Origin of the sequence: Pseudomonas sp. Leaf59 (assembly GCF_920984685.1) — a bacterium.
Lineage (GTDB): Bacteria > Pseudomonadota > Gammaproteobacteria > Pseudomonadales > Pseudomonadaceae > Aquipseudomonas.
On sequence record NZ_CAKLBR010000018.1, the window covers coordinates 65448 to 85279 of the forward strand.

16 protein-coding genes, 4 tRNA genes and 2 pseudogenes are annotated in these 19832 nt (G+C 61.5%); 13 read left to right on the forward strand and 9 right to left on the reverse strand.

The features are described from left to right. The first annotated feature begins 233 nt into the window (after positions 1-233). The 9 genes and pseudogenes from oxdA (at position 234) to LUB09_RS18365 (ending at position 9549) form a co-directional block, all read left to right on the forward strand. Entirely contained in the window at positions 234-1292 is a 1059-nt protein-coding gene (gene oxdA / locus LUB09_RS18325) for an aliphatic aldoxime dehydratase (protein ID WP_209980719.1), read from the forward strand. A gap of 87 nt (positions 1293-1379) precedes the next feature. Further along, complete coding sequence (locus tag LUB09_RS18330; RefSeq protein ID WP_209980717.1) at positions 1380-2249, forward strand: transporter; 870 nt, start codon at positions 1380-1382, stop codon at positions 2247-2249. Positions 2250-2402: 153 nt separating this feature from the next. After that, positions 2403-3917 carry an amidase gene (locus LUB09_RS18335; RefSeq protein ID WP_231423291.1) on the forward strand — a complete coding sequence of 505 codons (1515 nt, stop codon included), beginning with the start codon at positions 2403-2405 and terminating at the stop codon, positions 3915-3917. A 78-nt stretch (positions 3918-3995) separates the two neighbouring features. Then, on the forward strand, positions 3996-4589 hold the full coding sequence (nthA, locus tag LUB09_RS18340; protein WP_231423292.1) for a nitrile hydratase subunit alpha: 594 nt from the start codon (positions 3996-3998) through the stop codon (positions 4587-4589). 41 nt (positions 4590-4630) lie between these two features. Next, positions 4631-5293 (forward strand): nitrile hydratase subunit beta, encoded by a 663-nt coding sequence (gene nthB / locus LUB09_RS18345; RefSeq protein ID WP_209980711.1) that lies wholly within the window; start codon positions 4631-4633, stop codon positions 5291-5293. Further along, positions 5290-6552 carry a GTP-binding protein gene (locus LUB09_RS18350; protein ID WP_231423294.1) on the forward strand — a complete coding sequence of 421 codons (1263 nt, stop codon included), beginning with the start codon at positions 5290-5292 and terminating at the stop codon, positions 6550-6552. The genes nthB and LUB09_RS18350 overlap by 4 nt, the downstream gene beginning before the upstream one ends. 665 nt (positions 6553-7217) lie before the next feature. Further along, positions 7218-7544: pseudogene (locus LUB09_RS24110) on the forward strand (PAS domain-containing protein); the annotation flags it as partial. A gap of 3 nt (positions 7545-7547) precedes the next feature. After that, positions 7548-7829, forward strand: a pseudogene (locus LUB09_RS24115) (methyl-accepting chemotaxis protein); the annotation flags it as partial. Positions 7830-7908: 79 nt separating this feature from the next. After that, positions 7909-9549 (forward strand): AMP-binding protein, encoded by a 1641-nt coding sequence (locus tag LUB09_RS18365; protein ID WP_231423296.1) that lies wholly within the window; start codon positions 7909-7911, stop codon positions 9547-9549. Between the two features lie 150 nt (positions 9550-9699). Here the strand turns inward: LUB09_RS18365 and LUB09_RS18370 are convergent. The 4 genes from LUB09_RS18370 to LUB09_RS18385 form a co-directional block, all read right to left on the reverse strand. After that, positions 9700-9776 (reverse strand) — tRNA-Asp (locus LUB09_RS18370). A gap of 19 nt (positions 9777-9795) precedes the next feature. Next, positions 9796-9871 (reverse strand) — tRNA-Val (locus tag LUB09_RS18375). A 176-nt stretch (positions 9872-10047) separates the two neighbouring features. Continuing rightward, positions 10048-10124: transfer RNA gene (locus LUB09_RS18380), tRNA-Asp, on the reverse strand. Positions 10125-10143: 19 nt separating this feature from the next. Next, a tRNA-Val gene (locus tag LUB09_RS18385) sits at positions 10144-10219 on the reverse strand. Between the two features lie 159 nt (positions 10220-10378). Between LUB09_RS18385 and rdgC the strand changes: the two genes are divergently transcribed. The 3 genes from rdgC (at position 10379) to sugE (ending at position 12842) form a co-directional block, all read left to right on the forward strand. Continuing rightward, positions 10379-11299: a recombination-associated protein RdgC gene (rdgC, locus tag LUB09_RS18390; protein WP_231423298.1), complete on the forward strand. Its 921-nt coding sequence runs from the start codon at positions 10379-10381 to the stop codon at positions 11297-11299. Positions 11300-11454: 155 nt separating this feature from the next. Further along, positions 11455-12420, forward strand: coding sequence for a bile acid:sodium symporter family protein (locus LUB09_RS18395; RefSeq protein WP_231423299.1), 966 nt, complete (start codon positions 11455-11457; stop codon positions 12418-12420). Positions 12421-12527: 107 nt separating this feature from the next. Next, positions 12528-12842, forward strand: a complete 315-nt coding sequence (sugE, locus tag LUB09_RS18400) for a quaternary ammonium compound efflux SMR transporter SugE (protein WP_003237114.1) — start codon at positions 12528-12530, stop codon at positions 12840-12842. A 102-nt stretch (positions 12843-12944) separates the two neighbouring features. Here the strand turns inward: sugE and LUB09_RS18405 are convergent, their stop codons facing one another. The 3 genes from LUB09_RS18405 to LUB09_RS18415 form a co-directional block, all read right to left on the reverse strand. Continuing rightward, positions 12945-14819, reverse strand: a complete 1875-nt coding sequence (locus LUB09_RS18405; protein ID WP_231423300.1) for an MFS transporter — start codon at positions 14817-14819, stop codon at positions 12945-12947. A 58-nt stretch (positions 14820-14877) separates the two neighbouring features. Next, entirely contained in the window at positions 14878-16026 is a 1149-nt protein-coding gene (locus tag LUB09_RS18410) for a TDT family transporter (protein WP_231423301.1), read from the reverse strand. 77 nt (positions 16027-16103) lie between these two features. Then, positions 16104-17303: an MFS transporter gene (locus LUB09_RS18415; RefSeq protein ID WP_231423302.1), complete on the reverse strand. Its 1200-nt coding sequence runs from the start codon at positions 17301-17303 to the stop codon at positions 16104-16106. A gap of 91 nt (positions 17304-17394) precedes the next feature. Here LUB09_RS18415 and LUB09_RS18420 point away from each other — a divergent pair, with 91 nt between their 5' ends. Then, on the forward strand, positions 17395-17934 hold the full coding sequence (locus tag LUB09_RS18420; RefSeq protein WP_231423303.1) for a TetR/AcrR family transcriptional regulator: 540 nt from the start codon (positions 17395-17397) through the stop codon (positions 17932-17934). Positions 17935-18007: 73 nt separating this feature from the next. Here the strand turns inward: LUB09_RS18420 and LUB09_RS18425 are convergent, their stop codons facing one another. Together LUB09_RS18425 and LUB09_RS18430 are read right to left on the reverse strand one after the other, a co-directional pair. Further along, the gene (locus LUB09_RS18425; RefSeq protein WP_209980690.1) at positions 18008-18787 is read right to left on the reverse strand and encodes an ABC transporter permease; all 780 of its coding nucleotides are present in this window, start codon (positions 18785-18787) and stop codon (positions 18008-18010) included. Further along, positions 18784-19716, reverse strand: a complete 933-nt coding sequence (locus LUB09_RS18430; protein ID WP_057008301.1) for an ABC transporter ATP-binding protein — start codon at positions 19714-19716, stop codon at positions 18784-18786. Before LUB09_RS18430 ends, LUB09_RS18425 begins: the two co-directional genes overlap by 4 nt. Between the last annotated feature and the right edge of the window lie 116 nt (positions 19717-19832).

Consider the following 19832-nt stretch of genomic DNA (forward strand, 5'->3'; position numbering starts at 1 on the left):
CGCTCATACCCCCGCTGATGAGGCACACCATGCATCCACACTCTGCGCAACGATTGTCTGACTCATCCTGGCTTCTGCACCAGCGCGACCTCGTGCCGGAAGAGTCGACCTGCTGGTGGATCGAATGGGGCGTCATGCAGCTGCTGCATCGCCGGCAGGTCACCGAGCGCGGACAACCGCGGGACCGCCAAGCCTGAACCGTATGCCTGAACGATAATAACCAGGAGCTCAACATGGAATCTGCAATCGACAAACATCTCAAATGTCCGCGCACCCTGTCTCGCCGCGTGCCCGAGGAGTACCAGCCGCCGTTTCCGATGTGGGTGGCACGCGCTGACGAGCAGTTGCAACAAGTGGTGATGGCTTACCTGGGTGTGCAATATCGAGGCGAGGCGCAACGCGAGGCTGCATTGCAGGCCATGCGGCATATCGTGAACAGCTTCAGCCTGCCCGATGGCCCGCAGACCCACGATTTGACCCACCACACCGACAGCAGCGGCTTCGATAATCTGATTGTCGTGGGTTACTGGAAAGACCCGGCCGCCCACTGCCGCTGGCTGCGTTCAGCCGAGGTGAATGGCTGGTGGGCGGCGCCGGAGCGTCTCGGTGAGGGCCTGGGTTACTTCCGTGAGATCACCGCACCACGTGCCGAGCAGTTCGAAACCCTGTATGCCTTCCAGGAAAACCTTCCGGGTGTCGGCGCGGTCATGGACGCCACCAGTGGGGAAATCGAAGAGCATGGTTATTGGGGCTCGATGCGCGATCGTTTTCCGATCTCTCAAACGGACTGGATGAAGCCGTCCGATGAACTGCGCATCGTCGCAGGCGACCCTGTCAAAGGCGGGCGCGTCGTGGTGCTGGGCCATGACAACATTGCGCTGATTCGTTCGGGCCAGGACTGGGAGGATGCCGAGGCGGATGAACGTTCACTGTACCTCGATGAAATCCTGCCGACGCTGCAGGACGGCATGGACTTCCTGCGCGACAACGGCCAACCCCTTGGCTGCTACAGCAATCGGTTCGTGCGCAATATCGATATGGACGGCAATTTCCTCGACGTCAGCTACAACATCGGCCATTGGCGCTCACTCGAAAAACTCGAACGCTGGGCCGAATCCCACCCCACCCACCTGCGCATTTTCGTGACGTTTTTCCGCGTGGCCGCCGGTTTGAAAAAGTTGCGCCTGTACCACGAAGTGTCGGTGTCGGACGCCAAAAGCCAGGTGTTCGAGTACATCAACTGCCACCCGTGTACCGGCATGCTGCGCGACGCGCAAGCGGCGTCAGCCTAAGCCCCAGCGGCGTTACAGCCCACCCGGACTTCAGCTCGCTTGCCGCCTTTTTCAGGCGGCACGGCCCCCCTTTGCAAGGAATACGCGATGAACAACAAGATCCGTCTGCTGACACTCACCACCGTATTGCCCACGCTGCAGGCGCACGCCGTCGAGGTGGCCCCCGGCGATTACGAGCAATACCCCGTCGGCGCGACCATCGGTGCGATTTACTACCAGCACTCCACCACGAACTCGGCCTATACCAACGGCCATAAGGCCAGCTCGGACTTCAACCTGAACTCGGACGTTGGCATCCTGCGTCTGCTGCATGTTTACGCGTTGAGCGACACGCTCACCATCGACCCGCAATTCCTGTTGCCGTTCGGCCACGTATCCACCGGCGGCGATGCCTCGGCGCTGGGCAGCACGCGCGGCATCGGCGACCTGATCCTGACGGCGCCGCTCAAGTGGCGGCTCAACGACGCCCGCGACACCCTCAGCATCGCGCCCTATGTGTATGTGCCCACCGGCACTTACGACAAGGACGACGCGCTGAACATCGGTGAGAACCGCTGGAAGTTCGAATTGCAGAGCGCCTACGTCAAGCACTTCACTGAACACTGGGCGATGGACCTGGTAGGCGGCGCGACCTGGTATGGCGATAACACCGATTTCGGTGCCAATGGCGACCGCCTCAAGCAGGACGTGTCCTACGCGGCGCAGGTGATGGGACGCTACATGCCTGACGCCACGACCGCGTTCGGCTTAGGCTTTGGGCGTACCTGGGCCGGCGAGACCCATATCGAACACGTCAACCAGGACAACGAAATGGGCACGACCAACTTTCGCGTGACGGCCACCAAATTCTTTACCGCCCAGGACCAGATCCAACTGCAGTTGGGCAAGGACCTTTCGGTGGAGAACGGCCCCAGGGAAAACTTTCGGATGAACCTGCGTTACGCGCGCGTGTTTTGAGACAGACAGAGAGCTGTCCGTTTCAACCAAGCCGCTGTCTTTTTCAGCCAAGCCCGAGTGGGTCGGCCGGGATTATCCTGGCTTCCAGGCCCACTGATTTTTTTTGCCGAGCACGCCGTGCTCACAGGCCTTTACGATAAGGAAAGCCTCACTATGGCAATCGTTCGCCCCACCCTGGAGCAGCTACTGGATATCGCCGGTAACCTGCACATGCAGCTCGACCACGCACAGGCCAGCGAATACCTGGCCCTGATGCAACCGAGTTTCGACGCCTACGACCTGATCGATTCGCTGCCTGACTGCATCCCGCCGATACGCTACGAGCGCACGCCGGGCTATCGCCCCTCGGCGGCGCACAACCCGCTCAATGCCTGGTATGTACGCACCGAAGTCAACGGTGCCCGCACCGGCAAGCTGGCGGGCAAAACGGTCGTCCTCAAGGACAATATCTCGCTGGCCGGCGTGCCCATGATGAATGGTGCCAAGCCGCTGGAGGGCTTCGTGCCGTCGTTCGACGCCACGGTCGTCACCCGCTTACTGGATGCGGGGGCAACCATCATTGGCAAAGCGACGTGCGAGCATTATTGCGTGTCCGGTGGCAGTCATACCTCCGACCCCGCGCCGGTGCATAACCCCTACCGCCAGGGCTTTTCGTCGGGCGGCTCGTCGTCCGGCAGCGCGGCGCTGGTTGCCACGGGCGAAGCCGATCTGGCGGTCGGCGGCGATCAGGGCGGGTCCATCCGGATTCCGTCGGCATTCTGCGGCACCTACGGGATGAAGCCGACCCATGGCCTGGTGCCTTACACCGGCATCATGGCCATCGAAGCGACGATCGACCATGCCGGCCCCATCACCGCCACGGTGCGCGACAACGCGTTGATGCTGGAGGTCATGGCCGGCGCGGATGGGCTCGATCCACGCCAGGCCGCGCCCCGGGTCGACAGCTACAGCGACTATCTGCAGCGCGGGGTGCAAGGGCTGCGGATCGGCATTCTGCAGGAAGGCTTCGCACTGGCGAACCAGGACCCGCGCGTCGCCGCCTCGGTACGCAACGCCATCGCCCAACTTGCGCGGCTGGGCGCAGAGGTCGAAGAGGTGTCGGTGCCCGAACACGCCATCGCCGGTTCGCTGTGGCTGCCCATCGGCTGTGAAGGCCTGACCATGCAGATGATGCACGGCAATGGGGCCGGCTTTAACTGGCAAGGTCTGTATGACGTCGCGTTGCTCGACAAACAGGCGCAATGGCGCGAGCAGGCCGATACGTTGTCGGCGTCCCTGAAGATGTGCATGTTCATCGGCCAATATGGCCTGGATCGCTACAACGGGCGTTTCTATGCCAAGTCGCAAAACCTGCGGCGCATGGCGCGGGCCGGTTATGACGCGGCACTGGCGCGCTATGACCTGCTGGTATTGCCGACCGTGCCGATCGTTGCCCAGCCCCATCCGCACGCCGATTGCTCGATCACCGAATACGTGGCCCGCGCGCTGGAAATGATCGGCAATGCCTCAGCCCAGGACATCACCGGCCATCCGGCCATGTCGATTCCCTGCGGCCGGGTGGACGGCCTGCCGGTCGGGATGATGCTGGTGGGCAAGCATTACGCCGAAGGCACGATCTACCAGGCAGCCGCCGCCTTCGAGGCGTCCGTCGACTGGAAAACCCTGTAATCGATTCGCCCCCGTGAAGCGCAAAAACAATAAAGCCATCAGTCGCTGCTTCGAAGCTCAATGATGAGGAGTCCAACGATGAAAACCCATGACCACACCACTTCGACCCCAGGCGAGCGAGCACAGGCGTTACTTCAGGTGCTCAAGCAAAAGGAGCTGATTCCCGACGGTTACATAGAACAGATGACACAGCTGATGGCACACGAATGGAGCCCGGAGAACGGCGCACGGGTGGTGGCCAAGGCGTGGGTGGACCCGGTGTTTCGCGAGCTGCTGCTACGCGACGGCACCGCCGCCTGCGCGCAGTTCGGCTACACCGGCCCACAGGGCGAATACATCGTCGCCCTTGAAGACACCCCGACACTGAAAAACGTCATCGTCTGCAGCCTGTGTTCCTGCACCAATTGGCCCGTCCTCGGCCTGCCGCCGGAGTGGTACAAGGGCTTCGAATTCCGTGCCCGACTGGTCCGTGAAGGCCGCACTGTCCTGCGCGAACTGGGCACCGAGCTGCCCCATGAAGTCACCGTCAAGGTGTGGGACACCAGCGCCGAAACCCGCTACCTGGTATTGCCGGTAAGGCCCCAGGGCAGCGAGGCCATGGATGAAGAGGCGCTGCAAAAACTGATCACCAAGGATGTGCTGATCGGTGTCGCGCTGCCCCACGTAGCGTAGCCGAGACGCGTTGTTCCGTTAACTTTTCAGAGGTATGCACAATGGATGGCTTTCATGATCTTGGCGGTTTCCAGGGCTTTGGCAAAATCCCCCACACCATCAACAGCCTGAGCTACACACCGGTGTTCAAACAGGACTGGGAGCACCTGGCCTACAGCTTGATGTTCATCGGCGTCGATCACTTGAAGAAGTTCAGCGTGGACGAAGTGCGTCACGCCGTCGAACGCCTGGACGTGCGTCAACACGTGGGCACCCAATACTACGAACGCTATGTCATTGCCACCGCCACCCTGCTGGTCGAAACCGGCGTGATCACCCAGGCGGAGCTCGATCAGGCGCTGGGCTCGCACTTCAAGCTGGCCAACCCCGCCCATGCCAAAGGTCGCGCGGCGCTGACCGGGCGGCCGCCGTTCGACGTGGGCGACCGTGTGGTGGTTCGCGACGAGTACGTGGCAGGGCATGTGCGCATGCCGGCTTACGTGCGTGGCAAAGAGGGTGTGGTGCTGCACCGCACATCGGCGAAGTGGCCGTTCCCCGACGCAATTGGCCATGGCGATACGAGCGCGGCGCATCAGCCCACCTACCACGTCGAGTTCCGCGTGAAAGACCTCTGGGGGGACGCGGCGGATGATGGGTTCGTGGTGGTCGACCTTTTCGAAGGCTACCTGGACAAGGCCAGCCCTGCACAAGCGGTGAACGCATGATGACCGGCGCCCAGTCGGGCCGACTACCGGTGACGGTACTTTCGGGCTTCCTCGGCGCCGGAAAAACCACCCTGCTCAACCATATTCTGCGCAATCGCGAAGGCCTGAGAGTGGCGGTGATCGTCAACGACATGAGCGACGTCAATATCGATGCCCAGGAAGTGCAGCGCGACGTATCGCTGCAGCGTGGCAGCGATGAACTGATCGAGATGAGCAATGGCTGTATCTGCTGCACGCTGCGCGCCGATTTGCTTGAGCAGATCAGCGCCCTGGCACGCCAGCAGCGTTTCGATTACCTGCTGATTGAATCCACCGGGATTTCCGAGCCGATGCCGGTCGCGGAGACCTTCGCCTTCCTCGACACAGAAGGCTTCAGCCTCAGCGAACTGGCGCGGCTCGACACCCTGGTGACGGTAGTCGACGGTAGCCAGTTTCAAGCACTGCTGGAATCGAGCGACAGCGTTGCGCAAGACAATACCGAGGGCGCGCCTGCACGCCCGCTGGCAGACCTGCTGATCGAACAGGTGGAATACGCCAACGTCATTCTCGTCAACAAACGGGACCTGATCGGTGAGCAGGATTACCTGGCATTGCGCTCGATCCTCGCCAGCCTCAACCCGTCCGCACGCATCCTGCCGATGGCCCACGGTCGGGTGGCGTTGGCCGCCCTCCTCGGCACCCATCTGTTCGATTTGCCCAGCCTGGCGGCATCGCCGGGCTGGATGAAGAAAATGGGCGCTGTCGACGCAGCGGCTTCCGAGGCGGATACCTATGGCGTGACGTCCTGGGTGTACCGCGAGCGCGCGCCTTTTCATCCGCAGCGCTTGCTCGACTTTCTCCAGCGGCCCTGGTGCAACGGTCGCTTGCTGCGCAGCAAGGGCTATTTCTGGCTGGCCAGCCGTCACCTGGAAACCGGCCTGCTGGTGCAAAGCGCCAGGCAGTTCCAGTGGGACTATGTCGGCCGTTGGTGGCACTTCGTCGAACCGGCGCAATGGCCGCGAGACGAATACCGCCTGCAGAGCCTCATGACCAAGTGGGACAGCATTGTCGGCGACTGCCGGCAGGAGTTGGTCTTCATTGGCCAGGGCATGGACACGGACAGGTTGCAGCGCGAACTCGACAACTGCCTGCTGAGCGTCGAAGAAATCGCCGCCGGCCCACCGGCCTGGCAGGCACTGCCGGGGGCGGCCGCATTTGATGCCGCTGCCATGTCCGCAGTCGCCCCGGCGGTGGATCCCATTCAAGGAGGTGCTGCATGATTTTTTTCAACCGGACCAGCCGCTGGGTATTGGCGCCGCTCGCCGACAGACTCGACCAGCCGGACCAGGCGAGCACACCTTTATCGTCGAGCAACCCGCTGTTGCGACGCATCCTGGCAGGCGTCGAGCACCTGCTGCAGGAACGGCGCGCCCTGCAGGAGCAGGCGCGCACGCTGACACTGGATGTCGCCGAATTGAGCACAGGCCTTGCCGCGCGCGAAAAGCTGTTGCAGCAACTGGAAAACCGCCTGGCGCTGATCACCCAAGGGGCTGATGCTTTGTTTTGGGAGCTTGAGCTGGACGGGAACACACTTGCACCGACCTGTACGGTGCGCTGGAGCGGATGCTGCTCGCCCGAGCCCCCATCGATTGACTCATTGGCGCGGTGGATTGAACAGCTGCATCCGGCTGACCGGCAACGCTTTCCGGCAGCCCTGGAGCGGCACCTGGCCGATCGCAGCGGGCGTACAGGTTTTGCCTTGGACGTGCGCATGGCGCCCGTTCCGGGAGACGACTATCGCTGGCGCAGGCTGCGCGGTCATTCGCGCCGCGATGCGCAAGGCGTGGCGGTCGCCGTGGGCGGAAGCCTGCAGGACATTCACGAACAGTACACCCGGCACGCGGAACTCGAACTGACGGCTGCGCGTTTCGAGATCTCCCGCGAAATGCTGCATGACGGGCTGTGGGATATCGAGGTGGTGGCCGGCGATCCGGCGAACCCGAACAATGTCATCTGGTGGTCTTCGCAAATGCGCCGGCTGCTGGGCTGCTCCACGGTCGAGGAGTTTCCCAACACCCTGGAAAGCTGGACCTCGCGCCTGCATCCCGAGGATAGCGCACGGGCCATCGCGGCATTTGTGGCGCATGTCGAGGACCGCAGCGGCAAAACCCCGTTCGATGTGGACTATCGGCTCAAGCACCAAAACGGCACCTACCGCTGGTTTCGCGGGCGTGGCCAGACGCGCCGCGCAGCGGATGGCTCACCGCAACGGGTGGTGGGCGCCATCACCGACATCCACGCCAGGCATGAAGAAAGTGCGATGCGCGAGGCTCAGGAGCAACAGCACCAGGTCATGCAAGAAACCCTCAGCAAGCTGACGCACATTGTCGCCACCATCCAGGGCATTGCCAGCCAGACCAACCTGCTGGCGCTCAACGCCGCCATCGAAGCAGCGCGAGCAGGTGACGCCGGGCGCGGGTTTGCGGTGGTCGCCGATGAGGTGCGCAAGCTGGCCACCCGCACCAGCCAGGCCACCCAGCAAGCCGCCGACATGATCGAGAGCTGAACCGCTGAAATCGCCTGCCAGGCCAATGTGTTTGCAGACCCTCTTCCAACAATAAAAACCAGGTGTCGTTATGCGTGATTATGAATCCGTCGTTACCTCTTTCGATTATCTGCAGCTCGCCGCTCGGGAGCTGCAGGGTGAGCTCACTGCCATGAATGCCTGTATCGAATGCTGCGACCGGCACGCCGAGGGCGATGCAGTGGCGCTGTATTGCGAAGCGCAGGATGGCCGTGCCGCGCGCTATACGTTTTGCGAGCTGCAAGCCCACGCGGCAGGCTTCGGCAACTTTCTGCGCGAGCAAGGGGTCAAGCCCGGGGACCGCGTGGCCGGCCTGATGCCACGCACGGTTGAACTGTTGATTGCTGTGTTAGGGACCTGGCGCATCGGCGCTGTTTACCAGCCGCTGTTTACCGCCTTCGGCCCCAAGGCGATCGAACAGCGGCTGGGCTGCTCCGGCGCCCGCTGGATCGTGACCGACACGCACAACCGCGCCAAGCTGGACGACATTGCTGACTGCCCCAACATCGTCGTGGCCGGTGATGTCTCGATCAACGCGGGTGACCACGACTTCTGGGGCATTGTTGGCCGCCAGCCTGAGGATTGCGCCCCTGTAATGCTGGACGCCAGTGCACCCTTCCTGCTGATGTGCACATCGGGTACCACAGGGCCGGCCAAACCGCTGGAGGTACCGTTGAGCGCCATCCTTGCCTTCAAGGGTTACATGCGTGATGCGATTGATCTGCGTGAGGGAGACCGATTCTGGAACCTTGCCGACCCCGGCTGGGCCTATGGCCTGTATTACGCCGTGACCGGCCCGCTGGCGCTTGGACACGCCACGTTGTTCTATGACGGCCCGTTCACGGTGCAAAGTACCCAACACGTCATTGCCAGGTACGCCATCAACAACCTGGCAGGCTCGCCGACGGCCTATCGCCTGCTGATCGCGGCGGGGGCTGAGTTCGCCGACGCCGTGCGTGGCCAACTGCGGGTGGTGAGCAGCGCCGGCGAGCCGCTCAACCCGCAGGTCATCCGCTGGTTTGCCGAAGAACTCGGGGTGGTCATTCACGATCACTATGGCCAGACCGAAATCGGCATGGTGCTGTGCAATCACCACGCGCTGCGCCATCCGATACGCGAGGGCTCGGCCGGTTATGCGGTGCCCGGTTACCGTATTGTCGTGCTGGATAAAACTCATCGGGAACTGCCGACCGGCCAGCCTGGGACACTGGCAGTCGATCGCGAGCGCTCGCCCCTGTGCTGGTTCGGCGGGTACCTGGGTATGCCGACCAAAGCCTTTGTCGGCCGTTATTACTTGAGCGGAGATATCGTCGAGCTCAATGACGACGGCAGTATCAGCTTCGTCGGGCGTACCGATGACGTGATCACCACGTCCGGCTACCGCGTCGGGCCTTTCGATGTGGAAAGCGCACTGATCGAACACCCGGCGGTGGTCGAAACCGCCGTGATCGGCAAACCCGACCCGCAACGCACCGAGCTGATCAAGGCGTTTGTGGTGCTGAGCAGCCAGTATCCGCCCAGCGCCGAGTTGGCTGAAGAACTGCGCCTGCATGTGCGACAGCGCCTGGCCGCACATGCTTACCCACGGGAAATCGAGTTCGTCGAACACCTGCCCAAGACCCCCAGTGGCAAGTTGCAGCGGTTCATTCTGCGCAATCAGGAAATTGCCAGACAGCAGGTGCTCGACACATGACACAGGAAATCGCAAAAGGCTATGCCAGCGGTGTACGTGAAAACCGTGGCTGGAGAGGAAGTCCAGTGGACTTCAGAAACGAAAAAAGCGGCACAAGGCCGCTATTTCCGTGGCTTCCAGGCGCTCTGTTGGCCTTAGTGGAAGCGAATATGGCGCAGCGGACGGGACTCGAACCCGCGACCCCCGGCGTGACAGGCCGGTATTCTAACCGACTGAACTACCGCTGCGCGTAACACATGAAGCGAATGGTGGGTGATGACGGGATCGAACCGCCGACCCTCTGCTTGTAAGGCAGATGCTCTCCCAGCTGAGCTAATCACCCTTCGTTTCGGTGTGGGCGCATCATACACCAAAAAATCGTAATGTCTTGATTTAAATGCACTTTATTTAAAAAAAGATTCATTCACGACTGTTTGCCATATTTCGGACAATAAAAAGCCCGCGATTAAGCGGGCTTTCCGTGGCTACCTGGCGTTCAGCATTCCAGGTAACCGAATATGGCGCAGCGGACGGGACTCGAACCCGCGACCCCCGGCGTGACAGGCCGGTATTCTAACCGACTGAACTACCGCTGCGCGTAACACGTAAAGCGAATGGTGGGTGATGACGGGATCGAACCGCCGACCCTCTGCTTGTAAGGCAGATGCTCTCCCAGCTGAGCTAATCACCCTTCGTTTCGGTGTGGCGCGCATTCTACGGAGCGACCCTGGGTCTGGCAAGCACTTTCTTGAATCTTTTTTTTCAGCGCTTCCAATGGCTTACGCAGGGTTGGCCTGCGGCCATATCAAGAGAATAATGCCCTCCTTTGTATAGAGGAGAGACTCACCCCATGTGGTTCAAGAACCTGCTTATCTATCGCCTGACCCAAGATCTGCCTGTTGATGCCGAGGCGTTGGAAGCGGCCATGGCCACCAAACTGGCGCGCCCGTGTGCAAGCCAGGAGCTGACCACTTACGGTTTCGTCGCCCCTTTCGGTAAAGGTGAGGACGCGCCTCTGGTTCACGTCAGCGGCGACTTCCTGCTGATCGCTGCGCGCAAGGAAGAACGTATCCTGCCGGGCAGCGTGGTACGTGATGCGGTCAAGGAGAAAGTCGAAGAGATCGAGGCCGAGCAGATGCGCAAGGTCTACAAGAAGGAACGCGATCAGATCAAGGATGAAATCATCCAGGCGTTCCTGCCCCGGGCCTTCATTCGTCGCTCGTCGACCTTCGCCGCCATCGCGCCGAAACAGGGCCTGATCCTGGTCAACTCGGCCAGCCCGAAACGCGCCGAAGACCTGCTGTCGACCCTGCGCGAAGTGATCGGCACCCTGCCGGTACGCCCGCTCACGGTGAAAACCGCACCGACCGCGATCATGACCGACTGGGTCACCACCCAGAAGCCGGCCGACGATTTCTTCGTGCTCGACGAATGCGAACTGCGCGACACCCACGAAGACGGCGGCATCGTGCGCTGCAAGCGCCAGGACCTGACCAGCGAAGAGATCCAGCTGCACCTGACCACCGGCAAAGTGGTGACCCAGTTGTCGCTGGCCTGGCAGGACAAGCTGTCGTTCATGCTCGACGACAAGATGACCGTCAAGCGCCTGAAGTTCGAAGACCTGCTGCAGGACCAGGCCGAACAGGACGGCGGCGACGAAGCCCTGGGTCAACTCGACGCCAGCTTTACCCTGATGATGCTGACGTTCGGTGATTTCCTGCCGGCGCTGATCGAAGCGTTGGGCGGCGAAGAGAGCCCACAGGGCATCTAAAGCCATGTGAAGATCAAATGTGGGAGCGGGCTTGCTCGCGAAGGCGGTGAGCCAGTCAATATATTGGCTGACTGATCCTCCGCTTTCGCGAGCAAACCCGCTCCCACCTTTGATGTGTGTTGACACTTCAAGAATCCAATAACAAGGACATCCCCATGCGCGCACTCGCCGCACTGAGCCGCTTCGTCGGCAATACCTTCGCTTACTGGGTGTTGATCTTCGCGGTGCTCGCCTTCCTCGAACCCGGCTGGTTCATCGGCCTGAAAAGCGCCATCGTCCCGCTGCTGGGCCTGGTGATGTTCGGCATGGGGCTGACCCTCAAACTCGAAGACTTCGCCGAGGTCGCTCGCCACCCGTGGCGCGTCGCCCTGGGCGTGGTCGCGCATTTTGTAATCATGCCGGGCGTAGCCTGGTTGCTGTGCCGGGCCTTCAACCTGCCAGCGGAAATTGCCGTCGGCGTGATCCTGGTCGGCTGCTGCCCGAGCGGCACCTCGTCCAACGTGATGACCTGGCTGGCCCGGGGCGACCTGGCGTTGTCGGTGGCGATTGCCGCCGTCACCACCCTCCTCGCCCCGCTGCTCACGCCGGCGCTGATCTGGCTGCTGGCCTCGGCCTGGCTGCCGGTGTCGTTCATGGAGCTGTTCTGGTCGATCCTGCAGGTGGTGCTGCTGCCGATCATACTCGGCGTGCTGGCGCAACGCGTGCTCGGCGCGCGGGTGCGCCATGCGGTTGACGTGCTGCCGCTGGTGTCGGTGATCAGTATCGTGATCATCGTCGCCGCAGTGGTGGCTGCCAGCCAGGCGAAGATCGCCGAGTCGGGCCTGCTGATCATGGCCGTGGTGATACTGCACAACAGTTTCGGCTACCTGCTGGGCTACTTTACCGCGCGCGTGTTCAAGCTGCCGTTGGCGCAACGAAAATCGCTGGCACTGGAAGTGGGCATGCAGAATTCCGGGCTGGGCGCGGCACTGGCCAGCGCGCACTTCTCGCCACTGGCGGCGGTACCGAGCGCGTTGTTCAGCGTCTGGCACAATATTTCCGGGGCGTTGCTGTCGACCTACTTCCGCCGCATGAGCGAGAAAGAAGACCGTCGTCTGCTGGAGGACGCGCCGCAAACTTGATCGATCGATCAATCTTCGGCACTCTACCGAGCTTCGCGGGGACGACCTCGCGACGCTGTCAAAGCGCCGAATCCGGGGACGACCCCGCCTGAGAAAGCGAGGTCATCATGTCCTGGATCATCCTGTTTTTTGCCGGCCTGTTTGAAGTCGGCTGGGCCGTCGGGTTGAAGTACACCGACGGTTTCAGCAAACCACTGCCCACTGCCCTGACGATTGCCGCCATGGCCATCAGCCTTGGCTTGCTGGGCCTGGCCATGAAGGAACTGCCGCTGGGCACTGCCTACGCCATCTGGACCGGAGTGGGTGCGGTGGGCACGGTGATTGCCGGGATTATCCTGTTTGGGGAATCCATGGCGCTGTTTCGGCTGGCGAGTGTGGCATTGATTATCTGCGGGCTCATTGGCCTCAAGATCTCCACCTAAGCCATTGCCGCTATCGGGAGCAAGCCCCCTCCCACACGTGGAATGCATTTCAAATGTGGGAGCTGGCTGGCCTGCGATGAGGCCCTCACTGCCGACACAAAACTACCTGATACTCCCGCGCAACCCACCCACCACCGCCTGCAAGTGCGCAGGCGTTGCCGACTCGACCGATACCGGCTCGCCCGCCACCAGCACCACCCGCGACCAGATGCGATGAAAGAACCCCTTGTGCGGATCACGGCTGAAAAAGCTGCCCCACAACCCCTGCAACGCCATCGGAATCACCGGCACCGGCGTCTCCTCGAGAATGCGCGTCAGCCCACCGCGAAACTCATTCATCGCGCCGTCAGCGGTCAACTTGCCCTCGGGGAAGATGCACACCAGTTCGCCCTCCTGCAGATACCGCGCAATGCGCGTGAAGGCCTGTTCATAGATCTGGATATCTTCATGCCGCCCGGCAATCGGGATAGCACCCGCGGTGCGGAAGATGAAGTTCAGCACCGGCAGGCGGTAGATCTTGTAATACATCACGAACCGGATCGGCCGACGCACCGCGCCGCCGATCAACAGCGCGTCGACAAACGACACATGGTTGCACACAAGCAAGGCGGCGCCTTCGTCCGGGATCTGTTCAAGGTTGCGATGCTCCACGCGGTACATGGAATGGCTGAGCAGCCAGATCATGAAACGCATGGTGAACTCGGGGACGATCCTGAAGATGTAGGTGTTGACCGCGATATTGAGCAGCGACACCACCAGGAACAATTCGGGGATCGACAGCTTGGCCACGCTCAGCAGCAGGATCGACACGATGGCCGACACCACCATGAACAACGCGTTGAGAATGTTGTTGGCGGCAATCACCCGCGCACGTTCGTTTTCGGCAGTGCGCGACTGGATCAGCGCATACAGCGGCACGATGTAGAAACCGCCGAACACGCCCAGGCCGAGAATATCGAACAGCACCCACCACGCCTGGCCGTAGCCGAGCACCGCCAGCCAGTCGTTGGGCTGGACGTTCTGCGGGAAGCCGCCGGAATGCCACCACAGCAGCAGGCCGAACACCGTCAGGCCGAACGAACCGAACGGCACCAGGCCGATCTCCACCTTACGCCCGGAGAGTTTTTCGCAGAGCATCGAGCCCAGCGCGATGCCCACCGAGAACACCGTGAGGATCAGCGTCACCACGGTTTCGTCGCCGTACAGCCACTCCTTGGCGTAGGCCGGGATCTGCGTGAGGTAGATTGCCCCGACAAACCAGAACCATGAGTTACCGACGATCGAGCGCGACACCGCCGGCGTCTGCCCAAGCCCCATGCGCAAGGTGGCCCACGACTGGGTGAAAATGTTCCAGTCCAGGCGCAACTGCGGGGTGGACGCCGCCGCCCGTGGAATGCTGCGGCTGGCCAGATAGCCCAGCACCGCCACGCCAACAATCGCGTTGGCCACCAACGGTGCGTAATGGGCGGATGACATCATGATGCCCGCGCCAATGGTGCCGGCGAGGATGGCGAGGAAGGTGCCCATCTCCACCAGACCGTTGCCGCCCACCAGTTCATCGTCGTGCAGGGCCTGGGGCATGATCGAATACTTCACCGGGCCGAACAGCGCCGAGTGCGTGCCCATGGCGAACAGCGCCAGCAACATAAGCTCGAGGTGATTGATCAGAAAGCCAGTGGCGCCCACGGCCATGATCACGATTTCGCCGATCTTGATCGCGCGGATCAACGCGTCCTTGTTGAATTTCTCGCCAAACTGCCCGGCCAGTGCCGAGAACAGGAAGAACGGCAGGATAAACAGCAAGGCGCAGAGGTTGACCCAGATCGAGCGATCACCGTCGAGGGTCAGCTTGTAGAGAATCGCCAGGATCAGCGATTGCTTGAAGATGTTGTCGTTGAATGCGCCCAGCAACTGGGTGATGAAAAACGGCAGGAAACGCCGGGTGCGCAGCAAGGTGAATTGCGAGGGGTGGCTCATCGTCCGTGTTCCTGCGTGGCCTGTTATCGAGTCAGGCCACGACTTTACCTAACTCTGCCTACTTATTCGCTAACCCTGCAATGCAAGGTGAAACAAAAAGCTCACCTTTATAGGCGCCCTGCACGGTACGCCTGGCCACGATCAGCCACATCAGCGCCAACGCCAACACCAGTGCGCTGCCAAATACGCTGAAGAAGCCCAAGTGCAGCAGATTCGCCAACTTCAACGTTGCCAGCGCATACACCCCCAATGGAAAGGTAAAACCCCACCAGCCGAGGTTGAACGGAATACCGGCGCGCAGGTAACGCAGGGTGATCAACACGGCAATCAGCATCCACCACAAACCGAAGCCCCACAGCGTGATGCCCGCCACCAGGCCCAGGCCGTTGGCCATCTCGCCGACTCCGGGCAAGCCGTTGGCAGCAAAAATCGCTGGCGCGTCGCCACCCAGCAGCAACATGCCCAGGGCGCCGGTGCCGATGGGTCCAAGCGCCAGCCAGCTCGAGGCGGCCATGTTCGCGTGTGGCAATTTGTGCAGGGCCATGCGCAGCATCAGGATGGTCAGGATGCTGAACGCCACCGGCAGGGAAAACGCCCACAATACATAGCTGGTCACCAGCATCACCCACTGCGAATGCGCATCCGCCAGGTGCGGCGCCAGCAGCCCACCGCTCGCCGCCGCGACTTCAGCAGCGACCACCGGCAACAGCCAGACGGCCGTCATCTGGTCGATGCTGTGCTCCTGGCGGGTGAACATCATGAATGGGATCAATACGCCGCAAGCCAGGGCCATCGCCACATCGAGCCACCAGATGACTTCGGCCACCGCGATCACATCGCCGCCCCAGCGCGGCAGGCCGAACACCAGCAGGCCGTTGAGAATGGTCGCCAGGCCCATGGGGATCGTGCCGAAGAACATCGACACCGTGGAGTGCCCGAAAATGCGCCGCGCCTCGTTGAAAAACATCACCCAGCGCGCGGCATACAACACGCTGAACAGGATGAACAGGCCGCTGGTGAACAGCCATAACCCTTCACCCAGCGTGCGCAGCGCGGGCAGGTTGACCGGCAATTGGGCCAGGGCCAGCGCGAGCACGCCGGTGCCCATGGTGGCGGCGAACCAGTTGGGGGTGAACTGGCGAATCACTTCCCGGGGTCGGGTCAGGTGGCTGAACGGCTTGTAGCTGATGGTATTCGGGCAGGTCATGCTGGCGATCCTCTTCCTCGTATGAGGTGGAGGCCATCATAGAAGCTGAGCGAATATCTATATAACGGGTAATATCTCTAACTGTTATCTGTTTTACCAATATGCACCGACTGCCGGTTCTGCCACATCAGCGCAGCCAGGGCACCCAACGCCAGCAGGATCAGCACCGCGCCATAACCGTCGGTGGTCGCGATCAAGCCAAAACGTCGAATCAGGTTGCCCGCCAATAACGACGGCAAACAGAACGCCAGGTAACTCAGCACATAAAATGCCGACATCAAGCCCGCCCGCTCATGGGGCAAGGCCAGCGGTACCACACTGCGCAAGGCGCCCAGAAAGCCTGCGCCAAAGCCGCTGCCGGCGATCAGGGTGGCGATGAAAAACAGCGGCAGGCTGGCGCTATGCACCGCCGTAAGGATCAGGGCCACGCCGATGGCCAGCAACCCGGCGCCGAGGCGCAGCACCTTGTCCGCGGGTCGATTGCGCAGGGTGAGGATCATCAGCGCGCCACTCAAGGTCAGCACCGCCACCAGGCCGCCACCGATCAGGTTGGACGTCGAGCCGGTGGCCGCCCGCACCAGCGACGGCGCCAGGGAGAGGTAGAACCCGCCCATCGCCCACACCGCCACATCCACCGGCAACGACAGCCACAACGCCCGGCGTGCCTGAGGCGGCACATGCAGGGTCGGACGCAACGAGGCCAATGCACCCGGGATACGGCTCACGCTTTCCGGCAGACGCCACACATACACGGCCTGCAATACCATCAGCAGCAACAATGTGCAGTAGATCAACTGGGTCGGCAGCGGCGCGAACTCCACCAGCAAACTGCTGCCCATCGCCCCACACGCCATGCCCAGCAACGGCGCCACACTGTTGACCAACGGGCCCTGCTGGCGGTCGCTGTCGAGCAGCGCCGCGCCCAACACCGCGGTGGCCATGCCGGTGGCAAACCCTTGCAGGGTGCGCGCAGCAATCAGCCAGGCCACACTGCCTTCATTGATAAACAGCAACATCGCCAGCATATTCAGGACCAGCGCGGCAAAAATCACCGGCTTGCGTCCGAGGTAGTCCGACAACGAACCCACGGTCAACAACGCTGCCAGCAGGCTCATGGCGTACACCCCGAAGATCAGCGTGAGCATGCCCGCCGAAAAATGCAGACCTTCCTGATAGAGGTGATACAGCGGCGTCGGCGCACTGGAAGCGGCCAGGAACGTCAGCAAGGTGATCGCGAGGAACACCAGGCTGGGACGATGAGAGGTGGGACTGGACATGGGCACGCTCCGCTAAAGCTAATATTTTGCTTTTGCGGAGTGTGCTACCGGCTGGCTCTTAAAGCAAATTCTTTGTGTTAAGGTCGCAACCATGGCGATAAAAGAAGGCCTCCGCCCGGGGGGCCGTAGTGCCCGGGTACAAGAATCCGTTCATTCGGCGGCGCGTGAACTGCTGGAAACCCATGAGCGTTCCAGTGTTACGGTGCCGATGATCGCCGCACGTGCAGGTGTCACGCCCTCGACCATCTACCGGCGTTGGGGTGACCTTGGTGTGTTGCTCGCGGATGTGGCCCTGGCCCGCATGCGCCCGGACAGTGAGCCGGCCAACACCGGCAGCCTGCGCGGCGATGTGCAGGCCTGGGCCGAGCAGTATCTGGATGAGATGAGCTCCGAGCCAGGGCGCAACATGATGCGCGACCTGCAATGCAGCGTGACCCCGGGCTGCTGCGTGAGCATCCTCAGCGGGCAGCTTCAAGTGATTGTCGATCGCTATCCCGACAGCAACCCACCGAGCGTGGCCCACTTGATCAATCTGATCGCGGCGCCGACGGTATTTCGAATTCTGTTTTCAGCGGCGCCGCTCACCGTGCAAGAGCTGCACGCCCTGATCGAGCTGGCATTGAAAAAGTAGAGGCCCTACCCAAATCCAAAAGTGGGAGGGGGCTTGCCCCTTCCCACATTTTTGGCCTGGTTAAGGTCAGCAGTTATGTACGCATCCCGCGCCCGCTCACCAGCAACCGTGCACAGCCGAAGTACAAGACAATAGTGGCAACGATCATGAAGGTGATCGCCACGCTGATCCTGATATCCGACACACCCAGAATGCCGTAGCGGAAAGCATTGACCATATGCAACACCGGGTTGGCCAGCGACACGGTCTGCCAGAATGGCGGCAGCAGGGTAATGGAGTAGAACACCCCGCCCAGGTAGGTCAGCGGCGTGAGCACGAAGGTCGGGATGATGGAGATATCATCGAAATTGCGTGCAAACACCGCGTTGATAAACCCCAGCAGCGAAAAGATCGTCGCCGTCAGCACCACCACCAGAATGGTGACGCCCAGATGGTGCACCTGCAGGTGAGTGAAGAACAGCGACAGCAGGGTCACGATCACGCCGACCATCAAGCCGCGCAGAACGCCGCCTGCGGTGTAGCCGATCAGGATGGTGTGCGGCGAAACCGGCGACACCATCAGCTCTTCGATGGAGCGCTGGAATTTGCTGCCGAAGAAGCTGGAGACCACGTTGCCGTAGGAGTTGGTGATCACCGACATCATGATCAGGCCCGGCACGATGTACTCCATGTAGGTGAAACCACCCATGTCACCGATCTGCCGACCGATCAGGTTACCGAAGATCACGAAGTACAGGACCATGGTGATCGCCGGCGGCAGCAGCGTCTGCGGCCAGATCCGGGTGAAGCGCTTCACTTCGCGATAGACGATGGTTTGCAGCGCGACGAGGTTGGGTTGCAGTTCGGAGCTCATACCGCCACCTTCGCCAGATTTTTCTCCACCAGGGACACGAACAACTCCTCAAGGCGATTGGTTTTATTACGCAGGCTCAGCACTTCGATGTTCTGGGTCGCCAACTGCGTGAACAGCGCGGTGATGCCCATGGCCTTGTCCACCTGGACTTCCAGGGTGCGACTGTCCACCAGGCGGCTCGGGTAGCCCAGCAACTGCGGCGGCGCCGACAACGGGTTTTTCAGGTCGAGCAGGAACGTTTCCACGTGCAGTTGGCCCAGCAGATTACGCATGCTGGTGTTCTCGACGATGGTGCCGTGGTCGATGATGCCGATGTTGCGGCACAGTTGCTCGGCCTCTTCCAGATAGTGAGTGGTGAGGATGATGGTGATGCCCTTCTCGTTCAACTCGGTGAGGAAGGTCCACATGGAGCGGCGCAGTTCGATGTCAACGCCGGCAGTGGGCTCGTCGAGGATCAGCAGGCGCGGCTCATGCACCAGTGCGCGGGCGATCATCAGACGGCGTTTCATGCCGCCGGACAGCGAGCGCGACGGCACGTCACGTTTGTCCCAAAGGCCCAGTTGGGTCAGGTACTGCTCGGCGCGCTCCTTGGCGACTTTCGACGGGATGCCGTAGTAACCGGCCTGGGTCACAACGATGTCGAAGGTTTTTTCGAACTGGTTGAAGTTGAATTCCTGGGGCACCACGCCAATGGAGCGCTTGAGCGCCGCCGGGGATTTGTCCAGGTCGTGACCGAAGATGTTCACCGTGCCGCTGGTCTTGTTGACCAGGGTGGAGAGAATACCGATGGTGGTGGATTTGCCGGCACCGTTGGGGCCGAGCAAGGCGAAGAAATCACCTTCGGCAACGTCCAGATCGATACCACTCAAGGCCTGGAAACCGTTGCCGTAGGTTTTGGTTAGCTGCCGGATGGACAGAGCGGAACTCATATCGGAATACGCACCAAAAGAAGGGAATGGAAAGGGTAGATGAAGGCGCACCGCAGGTAGTTCAACCGGGGTGCATGGCGGGCATGGTGAGTGCCCGCGTCACACAAGTACAGTCA

Coding starts and splice junctions, on each gene's coding strand:
- oxdA (WP_209980719.1), top strand. CDS start 234: ATGGAATCTGCAATCGACAAACATCTCAAATGTCCGCGCACCCTGTCT.
- LUB09_RS18330 (WP_209980717.1), top strand. CDS start 1,380: ATGAACAACAAGATCCGTCTGCTGACACTCACCACCGTATTGCCCACG.
- LUB09_RS18335 (WP_231423291.1), top strand. CDS start 2,403: ATGGCAATCGTTCGCCCCACCCTGGAGCAGCTACTGGATATCGCCGGT.
- nthA (WP_231423292.1), top strand. CDS start 3,996: ATGAAAACCCATGACCACACCACTTCGACCCCAGGCGAGCGAGCACAG.
- nthB (WP_209980711.1), top strand. CDS start 4,631: ATGGATGGCTTTCATGATCTTGGCGGTTTCCAGGGCTTTGGCAAAATC.
- LUB09_RS18350 (WP_231423294.1), top strand. CDS start 5,290: ATGATGACCGGCGCCCAGTCGGGCCGACTACCGGTGACGGTACTTTCG.
- LUB09_RS18365 (WP_231423296.1), top strand. CDS start 7,909: ATGCGTGATTATGAATCCGTCGTTACCTCTTTCGATTATCTGCAGCTC.
- rdgC (WP_231423298.1), top strand. CDS start 10,379: ATGTGGTTCAAGAACCTGCTTATCTATCGCCTGACCCAAGATCTGCCT.
- LUB09_RS18395 (WP_231423299.1), top strand. CDS start 11,455: ATGCGCGCACTCGCCGCACTGAGCCGCTTCGTCGGCAATACCTTCGCT.
- sugE (WP_003237114.1), top strand. CDS start 12,528: ATGTCCTGGATCATCCTGTTTTTTGCCGGCCTGTTTGAAGTCGGCTGG.
- LUB09_RS18405 (WP_231423300.1), bottom strand. CDS start 14,819: ATGAGCCACCCCTCGCAATTCACCTTGCTGCGCACCCGGCGTTTCCTG.
- LUB09_RS18410 (WP_231423301.1), bottom strand. CDS start 16,026: ATGACCTGCCCGAATACCATCAGCTACAAGCCGTTCAGCCACCTGACC.
- LUB09_RS18415 (WP_231423302.1), bottom strand. CDS start 17,303: ATGTCCAGTCCCACCTCTCATCGTCCCAGCCTGGTGTTCCTCGCGATC.
- LUB09_RS18420 (WP_231423303.1), top strand. CDS start 17,395: ATGGCGATAAAAGAAGGCCTCCGCCCGGGGGGCCGTAGTGCCCGGGTA.
- LUB09_RS18425 (WP_209980690.1), bottom strand. CDS start 18,787: ATGAGCTCCGAACTGCAACCCAACCTCGTCGCGCTGCAAACCATCGTC.
- LUB09_RS18430 (WP_057008301.1), bottom strand. CDS start 19,716: ATGAGTTCCGCTCTGTCCATCCGGCAGCTAACCAAAACCTACGGCAAC.